The following is a 15,958-nucleotide window of genomic DNA, read 5'->3' as shown; positions in this document are numbered from 1 at the left end:
GGAGATGACGATGGCGGAACAAGCCAATCTGCGGCTGATCGACCCTGTGCGGGACGCCGCCGCGATCGCCGAAATGTGGAACGAAAGCGACGGCGAGTGGCCCGGTACCTGGAACAGCGGCGTGCCCACGACGGCGCGGGACATCCGGGACTGGCACGAAAAGGAGGAATACACCGCGGTCTTCGTCTGGGCCGAAGGGGATAAGATCGGCGGGTACTGTTCCCTGGTATACGACAAGGACGACGGCGAGGCCCTCTACCTCGCGCTGTTGAACGTCTCCCCGCGCTTCCAGGGCAGAAGCATCGGCCGGCGGTTGCTCGTCCGTTCGGTGGAGATGGCCATCGAGGACAAGAAGTACCACCTCGACCTCGATACCTGGTCGGGGAACGTGAAGGCGATGGCGCCCTACAAGCGGACGGGTTTCTTCTGGGACGCCGGAGGCTGGCCGATTATGCGCAACTACATGCCCGCCATCCTCGAGATGCCCTGTACGCGGTACTTCTTCGACCGGCACGACTGGTACGCGTCCCTGGAACGGCAGATCGACCAGCGGCCCGACGACGAAACCTGGGAAGGGCTGCGGGTTTTTACCTACCGGTTTACGGCCGGTGGGACGCCGGCCTCTGACGGCGCGGCCGGGTCTGGCGGGGATGAAGCCGAGTCCGCCGGGGACCGGGAGGAACTGACGGTCCGGGTGGACCGCGAATCCCGGCACGTGACCGCGGTGGAGACGGCGGAGTTGTCCGCCTCGGCGACGGTAGACGACATCGAGCCGGTGCGGGGCGGGCAGACGGTCCTCAGGTGGAAACTGGAGAACCGGAAGGACGTGCCGGCCGATGTCGCGTTGACAGCGAAAGAGTCGGGCGACCTGTCCATCGACTACCACTGCCGGAAGACGCTGGGGCCCGGCGAGACGGTCTCCCTTGAGGCGCCGGTGAGCATTTCGGCCAAAGCCGAATCCGTGGACGTGAAGAAGACCGCACCGCGGGTGCGCACCAGCATACGTTGGGACGATCTACCCATCGACCTCGCCACCGGTATCCGGCCGCGGGTAGAGATGTCCCTTTCCATCGATCCCGGGGAGATCACCCTGGCTCCCGGCGCGCCGCGGCCGGTGCGCGTAACCCTTCAGAGCCAGTTGGCCGAAGACGTGGAAGCGCAGGTCCGCGTCACGGCATCGGACGGCCTCTCGGTGGACCGGAGCGCACGATCCGTCGCGGTGCCCGCCCGGGGATTCGGAGGATTCGAAACCGTCCTTGAGGCGGACCGCCCGGGCGTGTACGGACTGACCCTGTCTGGCCGCCTGGAACGGGAGGGCAAAGCGGTCGACCTGGCGGATGCGAAACACGCCGTCTTCGCGTTGGCGCCGGGCGGGATACTGTACCACCAGGACGGTGCGGTACGGTTCGAGAACGAAATCTTCCGGGCGACCCTGGAGGCCGAGGGCGGCCAGTTGAAGATCAGCGACCGGGCCACCGGGAGGCACCTGGGCACGGAAGGCGGCCGTCCCATACCGCCGAAATGGCCCAGCGAATACAGCGAATCGGACTTCAAGCTGAAAGCCGAAGGGGACGGGCACGAGGTGGTCCTCACGGCAAGCTACGCACCCCGAAAGGCCGCTGGCCTCGTCTTCAGCCGGATCATCCGGTTGAACGCCGGGCCGGTCATCACCGTGGAGCACACGCTCGAAAACACCGGTTTCGACCCCCGCACTACCCGTCTCTACCAGTTCGTCACGAACGGGGGGCCGAACCAGGCGACGCTGGCGCTGCCGCTCCGGGAAGGGATCCTCAAGGACCGTTGCAGCGAGAGGCCCGTGCCGGACGACCACGATTTCAAGATGGGCGACAGCTACGCGGAAACGTGGGGCGCCTTCGAAATGCCCCATGGAACGATGGGGGTCCTGTGGCCCGACGGCCTGGACGAGGTCGAATGGAACGGTTTTGAATTCCAGTCGGTGAGCGTGGAGACGACCTGCGCGCCCCAGTCCCGCGTATCCTTCGGCGCCCTGAGACTGCGTGTCGGGGACGGCGGCTGGCGAGGCGTGCGCAGGCTGTGGCGGCGTGTCCGGGGGGAACCGCCCGGAGAAAGCGAACCCACCCCGCGGATCCTGGAAACATTCGAGGCATCGATCGATCCTCCCCTGGCCGTGGTAAGCGGAGACGAGACCGACCTCCGATTCCGGATTGCGCAGTGGAGGTCCCGGAAGGCCAGCGGGACCGTTTCCTTCGTCATGCCGGACGGCTGGCGGTGCGACCCGCCGTGGGTTTCGTTTTCAGATATCGACTGGCGGCAACCCTTCTATGGTTCGGTGCGGCTTTCCACATCGCGGCCGCCCGGCGTCTACACCGGCCGCATGGTGCTGGACAGCGGGGAGCGCGGCGCGGAGGTCGAGCTGCCCCTCGTCCGGTTGACGGACGGGTCGGCCGTGGAAATCGACGAGGTCGAATCCGGGGGGCACGTCGAATCCGGGGGCCACAGGGTGTATACCATTCGAAACCAACGGCTCGAAATCGATGTCGCCCCCTCCTTCCTCGGATCCGTAAGCGCCATCCGGGATGCCGGCGGCGAATGCAACCACCTGGCTTCCGCCTTTCCTGAACCGGAAGCCTTCGGATGGAGCTACCCCTGGTATGGCGGACTGCAGCCCGAGATCGTATTGGACCGCCTGTCCTGGACGGAATCCCTCGAGGACGAGAGGTTCGTCGCGGAGCCCGTCTCCTATCGCGCCCGGGGCCTTGAGTGGACGGGCTTGCGGCAAAGGGCGGCGTTGACCAAGGACGCGTCCCGCGGCCTGACCCTGGAACTCGATACCCTGACCCTGGGGGGCGGTCCGGTGATCAAACTGGTCTGGAGGCTGCTGAACGAGAGCGACGCGCACCGGCGCTTAAGAGGCGGATGGCATCTGTTTCTGAAGCCCGACTGCGAGATGGTCGACACCGTCCTGTTCTCGGCGGACAGCGAGCGGAAGCAGCGCCCGTGGTACGTCGAACAGGATGGCGGACACTGGGCCGCGGCAGCCAACCCGCGTACCGGGCGGACATTCATTCTCGTTGCGCCGGGGAGCGGAGTCAGGATGGACAGCTGGGGCGACGCCGGGGGCCACCTGAAGCTCATGCGGGGTCACGAGGTGGCCGCCCGCGGAGTCTGCGAGGAAACGGCTTACCTGGTCCTGGCCGGCTCGCGAGAAGAAGCGCGGCAGTACGCGGTATTGAAAGACCTGTAATGATTCTTGCTCAGACGGGGACGTCCGGTTTGAAGGACCGGGCGAGGTGGACGGACCGTGCGGACCGTGAGGACCGTGAGGACCTGGCGGACCGCGGTCATCCCGGCAGGCCGTTCGAACCCCAGAGATCGGTGTTTTCCGTCAGGATCTCGGGACCGTCGGACAGGATCGCTACCGTGTGCTCGAAATGGGCGGACAGTCGTCCGTCAGCGGTGGAAGTCGTCCATTCGTCGTCGAGGATACGGATTCGGTGCGCACCCGCGCACACCATGGGTTCGATGGCGATGACCATGCCCGGTTTGAGCCGTATTCCGCGTTGCGGCCTGCCGTGATTGGGGACCTGTGGTTCCTCCCAGAGACTACGGCCGATCCCGTGCCCGCACAGGTCCCGCACCACCGAGTATCCGTAAGATTCGGCGTATTGCTGCACCGCGTGCCCGATGTCGCCGATGCGGTTTCCCGGCTTCGCTTCCTCGATCCCTTTGAACACCGATGCCCGCGTGACGTCCAGCAGCCGCTGCGCCTCCGGTGAAACGCGGCCGACGGGGAAAGTGAAGGCCGTATCGCCGTGGTACCCGTCGATGATCATGGCAAAATCCAGGCTGAGGATGTCTCCCTCCCCGACTTTGCGCCGCGGACTGGGGATGCCGTGCACGATCTCATCGTTGATGGACGCGCAGATCGTGGCGGGAAAGGGCGGATGGAAGGTGGGCCGGTACCCGAGGAAAGAGGAGGTGCCACCGAAATCCCGGATCATCTTGCGGGCGATCCGGTCCAGTTCGGAGGTCGCGATGCCCGGCCTGACGGCTTCACCCATGCGCTGCAGCGTCGCGGTCGCGGCCTGGCCGCTGCGACGGATGGTCTCGATCTGCTTTTCGGTCTTGAGAATGATGCCCATAACCCGTGCCACGCGAAATACTGAACGCAACCGTCAAATGTCCTGTGCGTCCGGCTATGCGCCTGACCGGCGCGGTCCGAAACGCACCTTGCATGATAAGCGGGAAGGCGGATTAGTCAAGGGCATTCAGCCGGATGCCTCGAACCGACACGCAGGCGGCTTTCGCGCGCCGCTTGAAATACCTTGTCCCACGTCCAGGTGTCGTATATGTTCTGTCGCGGAACGGCCCCGTTATTCCTGGCCGTCAAAGTATGCCAGGCGAATTCACCGGTAAACAGGAGTGAAGTGAACAGGATCATGGACCAATCGGCACTCAACGAAGCACCCACGCGTAAGTGGCTGACCTACCGTCCGGAGATCAAGCTCATCGACTGTACCATACGGGACGGCGGCCTGATGAACGACCACCGATTCGACGCGGATACCGTCAAGGCGGTCTACCAGGCCTGCGTCGCCGGTGGGATCGACTACATGGAAATCGGTTACATCAACTCGCGGCAGATTTTCTCCCCGGATGAACACGGACCCTGGAAGTTCTGCGCCGAAGAGGACATCCGCGGCGTCGTAGGCGACAATGACTCGCCCGTCAAGCTGGCGGCGATGGCCGACGCGGAGAAATCGGACTACAGGACCGATATCCTGCCGGCCGCGGACAGCGTGCTGGACATGATCCGGATCGCCACCTACATCCACCAGATTCCGCTGGCGCTGGACATGATCCAGGACGCCCACGAAAAGGGCTACGAGACCACCTTGAACCTCATGGCGGCGTCGACAGTTCCGGAAAGCGAAATGGACGAAGCGCTCTCCATGCTCGTCGAATCGCCCGTGGACGCCATCTACGTGGTGGACAGCTTCGGCGCCCTGTACAGCGAACAGATCGAAGCGCTCGTGGACAAGTTCCTGAACGCCCTGCAGTCCACCGACAAAGAGGTAGGCATCCACGCCCACAACAACCAGCAACTGGCCTTCGCCAACACGATACAGGCGCTTATCCGCGGGGCGAACTACCTGGACGCCAGCCTCGGCGGTCTTGGCCGCGGCGCCGGCAACTGCCCCATGGAACTGATTGTCGGATTCCTGCACAACCCGAAGTTCCGCCTGCGTCCGCTGCTGGACTGCATCCAGTACCACGTCGAGCCTATGCGGGCCGAACTGATGTGGGGGTTCGACATTCCCTACATGATCACGGGCCTCATGAACCAGCATCCCCGGTCGGGCATGCGGTTCAACGCGGCGAAGGAAAGAGGCAGCATGGCCAGATTCTACGACGAGATGGAGGACGCCGGCTGACCCGGCGCCCGGAACCCGGCCTCCCCCGCCAGCCCATGATAACCCCGCTCGAACAGCGCATCGTGGAACAGGTCCGCGTCCTCCGCGACGACATGATCGGGTTTTTGCGGGAGTTGATCCAAATCCCCTCCGTGAATCCGCCGGGTGAAGGATACCTGGACTGCGCCCGGCTCGTGGGCGACCGGTTGAGCGCACTGGGTTTCGAAACCCGGTACGTCACCGCCGCCGGCCATCCGGACCATTCCGAAGAACACCCGCGTGTCAACGTGGTGGGCCGGTTGCCCGGCCGTTCGCCGATGCCCACGCTGCATTTCAACGGCCACACCGACGTGGTTCCGCCTGGGGAGCACTGGACGGTCGATCCCTTCGGCGGGGAAGAGAAGGACGGCAGGATATACGGCCGCGGCGCGTGCGACATGAAGGGCGGCATCGCCGCGGCGCTCTTCGCGGCGGCCGCGGTACGGGAGGCGGGCGTCTCGTTGCGCGGCAGTCTCGAGTTCAGCGCGACGGTCGACGAGGAGACCGGCGGGTTCGCCGGCATGGACCATCTTGCCCGCGAGGGACTCATTTCCCCCGAACGGACCTCGTACGTGATCATCCCGGAACCCTTCGGACCGGGACGCATCTGCCTGGGTCACCGCGGGGTGTACTGGTTCCGGATCGACACCATCGGCCGGACCGCCCACGGCAGCATGCCCTTTCTGGGTGTCAGCGCCATCAGCCAGATGGAGCGTTTCCTGGGCCGGGTCTCGTCAGACCTCGCGCCGGCCCTACACGCCCGCAAAACGGACATGCCCGTGGACCCGCCGGAAGCGCGCCGGGCCACGATCAACGTGAACGGCATTACCGGCGGACAGACGGACGGAAGCGTGGGCTCGCCCTGCGTGGCCGACCGGTGCTCCGCCGTCTTCGACCGGCGTTTTCTGATAGAGGAATCCTTCGACGACGTAAAAAAAGAAATCGAGACGCTGATCGCCAGCCTGACCGCGGAAGACCGGGACTTCAAAGCGGAGCTCACCGACCTGATGGTCGTTCGCCCGGTCGAGACCGACCCGGACGCCGAGCTGGTCGGTACGGCCGCCCGCACGATCGAGGATCTGACCGGCGTTCCCGCGGAACAAGTGGCCAGCCCCGGCACCTACGACCACAAGCACGTCCACAACACGGGACGGGTGAAGCAGTGCATCGCCTACGGCCCCGGACTGCTCCATCTCGCCCACCAGCCCGATGAGTACTGTGAGATCGAGCATCTCGTCCGGAGCTGCGAGGTCATGGCGGTCACCGCGGCCCGGTTGCTCGGCGTGAACTGAAGAGGGGGAACCGATGGAATTCGCCTTGAGCGGCGACCAGGCCATGATGCGGGACACCGCCCGCCGGATCGCCGAGGAGAAACTGAAGCCCCACGCCCGGGAAATCGACGAGCGCGAAGCCGTACATTTCGATACGATCCGGGAACTCGGCGAGATGGGTTTCATGGCCATGATGATTCCCGAGGCGTACGGCGGCGCCGGCCTGGATACGCTCAGTTACGTGCTGGCCGTGGAGGAGTTCTCGAAGGTGTGCGCGTCGACCGGAGTATGCGTCTCGGTGAACAACTCCCTTTTCGCCGACGGCGTCTTCGCCTTCGGAACCGAAGACCAGAAGAAGGCATATCTGCCGCCCCTGGGGCGAGGCGAAGCGCAGGCCTGTCTCGCGCTGACCGAGCCCGGCGCCGGGACGGATGTCGGCTCGACGGTCACGTCGGCGCAGAAGGACGGCACCGAATACGTCATCAACGGCAAGAAGCACTTCGTGACCAACGGCGGTTTCGCCGACTACCTCCTCGTGCTGGTGACCACCGCCCCCGACACCGGCCATCGCGGCCTCAGCATGATTCTCGTGGAGAAAGGGACCCCCGGTTTCACCGTCGGCCGCCAGGAGCAGAAACTCGGCATCCGGGGCTCGGACACCAGCGAGTTGTTATTCGAGGATTGCCGCGTGCCGCAGACAAATCTGTTGGGCGAGGAAGGCCGGGGGCTGAACATCGCGCTGTCCATACTGAACGGCGGCCGCATCGGCATCGCAGCCCAGGCCCTGGGCATCGCGCAGGGGGCCTACGACGCTTCCGTGCGGTACGCGAAGGAACGGACCCAGTTCGGCAAGCCCATCGCCGAGTTCCAGGCGATCGCCTTCAAGCTGGCGGAAATGGCGACCGAACTCGAGGCGGCGCGCCTGCTGACCTACCGGGCCGCGTGGCTCAAGGACGCCGGGCAGGACTACATCACGGCGTCGTCCATGGCCAAGCTGTACGCGTCCGAGGCCTCGATACGGATCACGAACGAAGCCATTCAGATCCACGGCGGCTACGGCTACATCCGCGACTTCGACGTGGAACGCTTCTACCGCGACGCGCGGATCACCACCCTCTACGAAGGCACCTCCGAAGCCCAGAAGATCGTCATCTCGCGGAACATCCTGAAGTCGGACGGCGCCGGGTCCTAGGGCGTCCGGCGGTGGGTCCCGGGGCGTCCGTCCCGCGTGCCTCGATCCCATCACAGGCTGGTACGCGCGATGGTACCCGCGTGGGCTTGGTTTCCCTTGACAAATTACCAAACAAACGTAGCGTATATTGATACGCGCGGCATACAGCCATGTAGCGTATATTGACACGCGCGGCCTACGGCCATATATTGTGCTAACTGCATGGCCTGACACGACATGTTCTAATGCCCGCGCCGCGGAGGGATTGGCCGACCGCGCGGCATGGAGGATGGCCGACCACATAGTGTTTTGCGGTTTGTTGCGACAGGGGCAGGACCTATGGCGACCCGGAACGGTTCGAGAAACGGAGAAGACCAGCACACCCAGCTCGACCTGCTCACGCCGCGGGAAGAAGGGGCGAACGACAGGTCCGGCAACGGGAATGGTTCGCGCGGCAGCGGTGCCACGACCAACCGAAAACCGGTCGAATCGGAAAACGGCGTGCGACCTGATGAAGGCAACGGATCTCCGGCCGCACGACCCGTCGACGGCAACGGATCTCCGGACGCCCCGGCCGCTACGAATGCCACGGATGGCGCGACCGCTTCGGACGCCGCCGTCTACGACGAAAGCAAGGTCAAAACCCTCTCGTCGCTGGAACACATCCGGCTCCGCACCGGCATGTATATCGGCCGGCTCGGGAACGGCAGCGATCCCGAAGACGGCATCTACGTCCTCCTCAAGGAAGTGATCGACAACGCCGTGGACGAGTTCATCATGGGCCACGGCCGGCAGATCGACGTATCCATCGAAGACAACCGCGTCCGCGTACGCGACTTCGGCCGCGGGATTCCCCTGGGCAAGGTCGTGGAGTGCACTTCGATCATCAACACGGGCGCCAAGTACAACGACGAGGTCTTCCAGTTCAGCGTCGGACTGAACGGCGTGGGCGCCAAGGCGGTCAACGCCCTTTCCGTCGATTTCCGCGTCGTGGCCTACCGGGACGGACGCTACGCGGAGGCGGTGTACGAGCGGGGGCAGTTGCTCGGCCAGAACGAAGGCGCCGCGGACGAGCCGGACGGCACCTATGTCGAATTCCTGCCCGATGAGGAGATCTTCGGGGAATACGCCTTCCAGCCGGACTACGTCGAACGCCGCATGTGGAACTACGCCTGCCTGAACAGCGGCCTCCGCCTGGTCTTCAACAAGAAGCGCTTCGTCTCCAAGTACGGCCTGCTGGACTTCCTGAAGGCCGAGGTGGGCGAGAACGTCCTCTACGAGCCTTCGTACCATAAGAGCCAGTACATCGAGTTCTCCTTCACGCACACCACCAACTACGGCGAGACGCTCTTCTCCTTCGTGAACGGCCAGTACACCGCGGACGGCGGGTCCCACCAGAGCGCGTTCCGCGAGGGCATCCTCAAGGGCGTCAACGAGTACTTCAAGAAGAACTACGGCGGGGTGGACGTCCGCGAGTCCATCGCGGGCGCCATCGCCATCAAGCTGAAGGAACCCATTTTCGAATCCCAGACCAAGAACAAGCTGGGCAATACCGATATCCGGGGCTGGCTCGTCTCGGAGATCCGCAGCGCCGTGGTGGACTTCCTGCACAAGAACCAGGAGTCCGCCCAAAAGATTCAGGAGAAGATCACCCAGAACGAACGCCTGCGGAAGGAATTGAACGCGGTCAAGAAGGAAGCCCGCGAGGCGGCCCGGCGCATCGCCATCAAGATCCCCAATTTCAAGGACTGCAAGTACCACTTCGATCACGCGAAGTACGGGGAGGATTCCTCGATCTTCATCACCGAGGGGCCTTCGGCCGCCGGTTCGATGGTCTCGGCGCGGGACCCGCTGACCCAGGCGATCTTCGGACTCAAGGGCGTGCCCCTGAACGTCTTCTCCCGCACGCGGGCGGCCATCTACAAGAACGAGGAACTCTACAATCTCATGATGGCCCTCGGCATCGAGGAAGGGATATCGAACCTGCGGTTCAACAAGGTGATCATCGCGACCGACGCCGATTACGACGGCTACCACATCCGCAATCTCCTGATGACCTTCTTCCTGAGCTACTTCGAGGAGATGGTGCTCGCGGGCCACGTCCACATCCTCGAAACGCCGCTCTTCCGGGTGCGCAACACGAAGGAAACCGTCTACTGCTACAGCGAAAAGGAGCGGAACGCGGCCCTGGACCGGATTCGCGGGGCGGAAGTGACCCGGTTCAAGGGGCTGGGCGAGATCTCGCCCGGCGAATTCGGCCAGTTCATCGGTTCCGACATGCGGCTCGTGAAGGTCAACGTCCGTTCCATCCACAGCATACCGGAAACCCTCACCTTCTACATGGGCAAGAACACGCCCGAGCGCAGGGACTACATCGTGGAGAACCTGCTGGACGAAGTATAGGACCCCATGGCCTACGCCGATACCCTCTTCGAAGACTACTACCTGAAGTACGCCTCCTATTTCATCAAGGACCGGGCGATTCCGGAGATCGACGACGGACTCAAGCCCGTGCAGCGCCGCATTCTGCATACCCTCTTCGAGATGGACGACGGGAAGTTCCACAAGGTCGCCAACGTGGTGGGCCAGACCATGAGGTACCATCCCCACGGGGACCAGTCCATCTTCGGCTCGCTGGTCAATCTCGCGAACAAGGACATGTTCATCGAGAAGCAGGGGAATTTCGGCTCGACCCTCACCGGCGACCCCGCCTCGGCGGCCCGGTACATCGAATGCCGCCTGACGCCGCTGGCCAAAGAGGTGCTGCACGATCCGGAGATCACCGAGTACGTGGATTCCTACGACGGCCGCAACAGGGAACCCGTGGCCTTTCCAGCGAAGATTCCCGTCCTCCTTGCCATGGGCGCCGAAGGCATCGCCTCGAGCATGGCGACCCGGATCCTGCCGCACAACCTCATCGAGCTCATGGAGGCCCAGATCGCCTGCCTCCGCGACGAGCCCTTCGAGGTCCAGCCCGATTTTCCGACGTGGGGCCTGGTAGACGTCTCGGAATACAATGACGGCAATGGCAAGGTGATGATCCGCGCCCAGCTGGACGTGAAGGATCCCAAGCGCATCGTCATACGCCAGCTGCCCTTCGGTTCGACCACCGAAAGCCTGATCGCGTCCATCGAGGCGGCGGCGAAGAAGAACAAGCTGAAGATCGCCGGCATCTCCGACTTCACGGCGGACGAGGTGGAAATCGAGATCCGCCTGGCCCGGGGCGTCCATTCCGAGGAAACCGTTGACGCCCTCTATGCCTTCACCGACTGCGAGTCCTCCATCTCCACGAACGTGCTGGTCATCCGGACGGGCCACCCGTGCATACTGCCCGTTTCCGACGTGCTCAGGCACAACACGCAGCGGCTCCTGGAGGTCCTCGAAGCCGAACTGAAGATCGAACGGAAACAGCTGCACGCGAAGCTGCGCGCGAAAACGCTGGAGCAGCTATTCATCAAGGAACGGATATACAAGCGCATCGAGGAAGTCCGGGAGCAGGGAAAAATCCACGAAGCGATCCGGGCAGGGTTCGAACCCTTCGAATCCAAGGTGAAGGAACTGACGTCCGAGGATATCGATACGCTGCTCAAGGTGCCGATCCGGCGGATCTCCCTGTACGACATCAACCGCGCCAACGAGGAGATGAAGGCCATCCGGAATCGCCTGCGGGAGATCAGGGATCACCTGGGCCATCTTTCGGCCTACGCGATCACGCTCCTGGAAGGGCTCATCGGGCGGTACCGCGAGGCCTTTCCCCGCAGGACGACCATCACCGCTTTCAAGCGGGTCGACGCCCGGGAGGCGGCACAGCGGAACCTGGCGCTCAAGTACGACCGGAGCACCGGTTACCTGGGGTATGGACTGGGCAGCGGCGACACCCTCTTCGACGTATCGCCCTATGACCGGGTCCTCGTGATCCGCAAGACCGGCGCCTACGCGCTCCACGACGAGATCGAACGGCTCTTCGTGGACAAGGGCATGCTGTACTGCGGGTTCGTCGATCCCGACCTGGTGTTCACCATGATCTACCGGGACCGGAAGGGCCATCCCTACGTCAAGCGCTGCAAGCTGGACAAGTTTATTCTGAATCGGGGATACGAGCTCGTGCCCGAGGATTGCCGTATCCTTCAACTGACCACGGATACCGACGTCACGGCGAATATCACCTACAAGCCCACGCCGCGGATGCGGGTCTTCGAGGAAGCCTTCGATCTTTCGCTCTTTCCCGTTCGGGGGAACCGGGCCAGGGGGATCCGCCTGGCTCCTAAGGCGCTCAAGGGCGTGAGGCTGGCCAGGAAGCCGGAGCAGGCGGAACCCACGGCTTCCCCGGCCGAACCCGGACAAGGCGAGGACTGACATGACCCTGGAAATGCGTATCGGCCTCGGGCAGTTCAACGTCCTCACCGACGAGAAACTGGCCTACATCAAGCAGCTCGGCGCAGACGACTTCCTCATGAACACGCCGAAACTTCCGGGCGAGAAGCGCTGGGAACTGGAGGACCTGGTCGACCTGAAGAAGCGGGCCGACAACGCCGAACTGCGCCTGATGGCCCTGGAGAACGTGCCCATCCCCTTCTACGACAAGGCCATGCTGGGGCTGCCGGGCCGCGACGACCAGATCGAAAACATGAAGTACACGATCCGCAACATGGGCAAGGCCGGCATTCCCATCCTGGGTTACCACTGGATGCCCAGTGCCGTCTGGCGTACGCCCGATCCAGCCGTGCTCCGCGGCGGAGCCACGGCCACGCGGTTCGATTTCGAGGCGCATAAGGACTTGGAGCCCACGCATGGCCGGACGTACACGGCAGACGAGATGTGGGACAACTACCACTATTACATGTCGCGGATCCTGCCGGTCGCCGAGGAAAGCAACGTCAAGCTCGCCGTGCACCCCGACGACCCGCCCATCCCCATGCTGGGCGGCGTAGCGCGGATCTTCAGCAGCTTCGAAGGCTTCAAGCGGGCCATGGACACCTTCGACAGTCCGTACCACGGCCTGGATTTCTGCATGGGATGCTGGTCGGAGATGGGGGGTCACGACAACGTGATCAAGGCCGTGCGGCACTTCGGCGGCGCCGGCAGAATAATCTACGTCCATTTCCGCGACGTGCAGGGGAACGTGCCCTGTTTCAACGAGTGCTTCATCAACGAGGGGAACGTGGATCCCTACGAGGTCATGCGGACCCTTAAGGAGGTCGGGTTCACCGGGTTCATGATCACCGACCACGTGCCCCGTTTCGTGGATGACACCGACTGGCATCACCGGGGGCGCGCCTACGCCATCGGTTACATGACGGCCATGCTGGAGATGGTGAACAAGCTGCGGCCCGCCTAGCCGTCACCCGCCTAGAGCGAGAACCAGTAGTTGAACTTCAAGAGGAAGATGTTCGAGGGATAGGTGTCGAACAGGTCGTTCAGGTCCTGTCCCGCGTCGAACTCGCCCGTGCCGCCCGAGCGGCTGCGCTGCTGCTGCCACACGAGGAACAGCGTCGAGCCCGGCGTGTACTCCCACCGCAACACCAGGTTCGATCGGAACTGGCGGAAGTTGAAGTCCGGATCGCCGAATGAATAGTCGGTCCGGCCGTCCATGTCCTCATCCACGTGGTAAGTTTCGTCTGAATCGTCGTAGGCCAGCTGGCCGTCCGAAAACAGTTCGAATCGGTCTGCGTACCGGTCGGCCCGCGGGTCGGTTATCCGCTTGAACCGGGCGTAGCGGCCGGCCGATACGAAGGGCTGGCCATAGTACTGGATGGACATGTTGTTGGTGATACTGTAGTTGAGCCGGATACCGATCCCCAGCGTCTTCTGTTCTACGCGACCCAGCAGGTAGCGGTCGGACTGACCGACGTCGCCGAACGTTTCATTGGACACGTACTGCAATTCGTTCCGGGCGGTGTCGAAAAACGGATTGATGCGGATATTCATGGCGTTACTCGGCCGGTACCGCATGGACAGGTACACCCAGCTCGAGTTTCCCGCGTCATCGCGGCGCCGGTTGTGCCCACCGCCGATGCCGAAACTGACCGGCTTGCGTCCATCGGTGTCGACGTCGAAATTGAATTCCACGTTGCCCGGTGATTTCAGGGCCGGCCCGCCGCGCAGGGCGGTGGTGGACAGGCCTTCGATCTCCGAGTTCACGTTGAACCAAACCCACCAGTAGTTGTTGAACTGGCCGCCCCCGTTGACGTTGCCGCCCAGGAACTTCCGGTCCCCGCCGAAGGTGAACCCCTGCCACTGGTTCAGGAATACATTGTACTCGCGGAAGATCCGGTTCGGTTTTTCCGACCGGTAACCGAACCAGCTGTTTTGCATGAAAACGTCGGCCTGTCGCAGGAATCCCACGTCGTTCAGTTCGAGTCCCGGTGAGCGCCAGGTCCCGGAGATCCCCATGTTCCACGGGCTGTTTCCCGAACGGCCTATGCCGAAGCTGCCACCATGGCCGCTTAGGGCGGTCAGCGTCGAGTCGAGGGCCACGTAGTCGGCGTCGGGTCGCTGGTAGTACCGCGCGGAGTTGCGCTGCACGCGCGTAATCGCCTCCGGTTCGCCCCGGATGTGGCTGAACGACATGCTCGCGTTGAGCCAGTAGGTCCGGTCGCTCCATTGGTGGCGGAAATCGATCCCGCCCGTGTAGGCCGCCCGGTTGAGGAAATCGAAGTGGGATCTGTTGTTGTTCCGGTTGGTCGCCGTGAGCATCGTGCCTAGCGACGAGCCCCCGTCGTTGAAGTCCTGCTGCAGGCGCGCGACCAGGTAATTGGTCAGCGGTTCCACGGATTCTTCGCTCCGCGCGCCCTTCGTGTCTATCCGGGCGGAAGCTTCCCCGGTGACCGCTTCCACGATACCGATGGACAGGCCGCGGGGCGTCTTGCCGGTAATCTTCGCGGCGGCGAGTATGGGCGTATTCCGGGGCTTCTCCATGGTCTGGCCGTCGGAAAGGTCCGGGCTCCGCTGGGGAGACCGGCCGATGCGCCGTGAGTAGAACAACTGATCGTTCCGGAACGGACCGCCGCCGCCTACCTGGAACTCAGTGATGTTCTTCCCTTCGACGAAGAGGGGCCGCCGCTCTTCGAAGAACAGCTCGAAGGCCGACAGGTTGACTCGCGAAGGATCCGCCTCGACCTGGCCGAAGTCGGGGTTCACGGCCAGGTCCATGGTGATGTTGCCGGCGAGCCCGATCTTGCCGTCCAGTCCGATGCGCCCGTCGGTGCGCTGGCCGTCGCGGAAGGGGTTCTGTGCTTCGGCCTGGAACCGGTTCAGGTCGCCCACGACGTAGGGCAGGATCTCGATCCGGTGGGAAGACTCGATCCCTTCCAGGCCGCGCAGTTCACCGAACAGGCTGACCCAGCCCGGCGAATTCCGGTGGATGTGCTGCCAGCCTGAACGCTCCTCGCGGCGGTACAGCCTTCTTTGTACCTGCAGGCCCCATACCTGTCCCTCCTCGCCGGAGAACCGCAACTGGCTTAGGGGTATGCGCATCTCGGCAAGCCATCCCTCTTCGTCGATGGTGGACGCCCCGAACCATACGGGGTCCCAGCTCGGGTCCCAGTCGTTGCCGTCGTTCGATATGGCCTCGTCGCCCCGCCCGCCGGAGGCGGTCAGCGTGAAGGAAAACGCCGTGCGCTTGTCGTGGTAGCTGTCGAAATGGATCTCCACCCAGTCGTTGTCCCAGTCGTCCCGCCGGGTCACGCGGTTGGTAATCCGGTCCGGTTCGGTATCGAAGGCCCGGATCAGCACGTAGAGGTTGTGATCGTCGAAAAGGATCTTGAAGGCCGTCTGTTGCGTAGGCTCCCCGCCGTCATCGGGATCCAGCTGGGTAAAGTCGCCGGACCACTCCACGTCGTTCCATGCCGGATCATCGCCCCTGCCGTCGATGTCGGGGGGCAGCGACGTGAGGTGCCGGGTATTGTACACCCGTTTTTCCGGCGCCGGCTGGCGTGCTTCGGATTCCACGGGTCCCAGTATGATCAGGGCGGACAGGGTGATCGTCCACCGATGCAGTCTGTTCAGAAACAAGGTATGTCCTCCAGCCATTTGTGGGTCCTCGCCGACCATCGATTCACGCGCTGCATCTAAGACAGGGA

The 15,958-nt window shown here is 63.6% G+C and carries 9 protein-coding genes; 7 read left to right on the top strand and 2 right to left on the bottom strand.

Annotation, left to right across the window (positions count from 1 at the left end; genetic code table 11):
• The first annotated feature begins 4 nt into the window (after positions 1–4).
• Entirely contained in the window at positions 5–3,226 is a 3,222-nt protein-coding gene (locus F4Z81_05335) for a GNAT family N-acetyltransferase (protein ID MXW04475.1), read from the top strand.
• A gap of 97 nt (positions 3,227–3,323) precedes the next feature.
• On the opposite strand, the gene map is transcribed toward F4Z81_05335, so the two are convergent.
• Complete coding sequence (gene map / locus F4Z81_05330) at positions 3,324–4,124, bottom strand: type I methionyl aminopeptidase (GenBank protein ID MXW04474.1); 801 nt, start codon at positions 4,122–4,124, stop codon at positions 3,324–3,326.
• Positions 4,125–4,421: 297 nt separating this feature from the next.
• Between map and F4Z81_05325 the strand changes: the two genes are divergently transcribed.
• From F4Z81_05325 to F4Z81_05300, 6 genes are all read left to right on the top strand, one after another.
• Entirely contained in the window at positions 4,422–5,417 is a 996-nt protein-coding gene (locus F4Z81_05325; protein ID MXW04473.1) for a nucleoid-structuring protein H-NS, read from the top strand.
• 35 nt (positions 5,418–5,452) lie between these two features.
• Positions 5,453–6,727, top strand: coding sequence for an acetylornithine deacetylase/succinyl-diaminopimelate desuccinylase family protein (locus tag F4Z81_05320; protein ID MXW04472.1), 1,275 nt, complete (start codon positions 5,453–5,455; stop codon positions 6,725–6,727).
• Between the two features lie 13 nt (positions 6,728–6,740).
• The gene (locus F4Z81_05315) at positions 6,741–7,898 is read left to right on the top strand and encodes an acyl-CoA dehydrogenase (GenBank protein MXW04471.1); all 1,158 of its coding nucleotides are present in this window, start codon (positions 6,741–6,743) and stop codon (positions 7,896–7,898) included.
• A 660-nt stretch (positions 7,899–8,558) separates the two neighbouring features.
• Positions 8,559–10,280 (top strand): type IIA DNA topoisomerase subunit B, encoded by a 1,722-nt coding sequence (locus F4Z81_05310; protein ID MXW04470.1) that lies wholly within the window; start codon positions 8,559–8,561, stop codon positions 10,278–10,280.
• A gap of 6 nt (positions 10,281–10,286) precedes the next feature.
• A complete protein-coding gene (locus F4Z81_05305) occupies positions 10,287–12,233 on the top strand; it encodes a DNA topoisomerase IV subunit A (GenBank protein ID MXW04469.1) in 1,947 nt (648 codons plus the stop codon).
• 1 nt (position 12,234) lies between these two features.
• On the top strand, positions 12,235–13,215 hold the full coding sequence (locus F4Z81_05300; protein MXW04468.1) for a TIM barrel protein: 981 nt from the start codon (positions 12,235–12,237) through the stop codon (positions 13,213–13,215).
• Between the two features lie 11 nt (positions 13,216–13,226).
• On the opposite strand, the gene F4Z81_05295 is transcribed toward F4Z81_05300, so the two are convergent.
• On the bottom strand, positions 13,227–15,929 hold the full coding sequence (locus tag F4Z81_05295; GenBank protein MXW04467.1) for a carbohydrate binding family 9 domain-containing protein: 2,703 nt from the start codon (positions 15,927–15,929) through the stop codon (positions 13,227–13,229).
• Positions 15,930–15,958 lie beyond the last annotated feature (29 nt).

This window comes from Gemmatimonadota bacterium (assembly GCA_009835325.1).
GTDB lineage: Bacteria > JAAXHH01 > JAAXHH01 > JAAXHH01 > JAAXHH01 > JAAXHH01.
The sequence above is the reverse complement of the archived record's forward strand: the minus strand, read 5'-3'. Positions and strand labels throughout refer to the sequence as shown.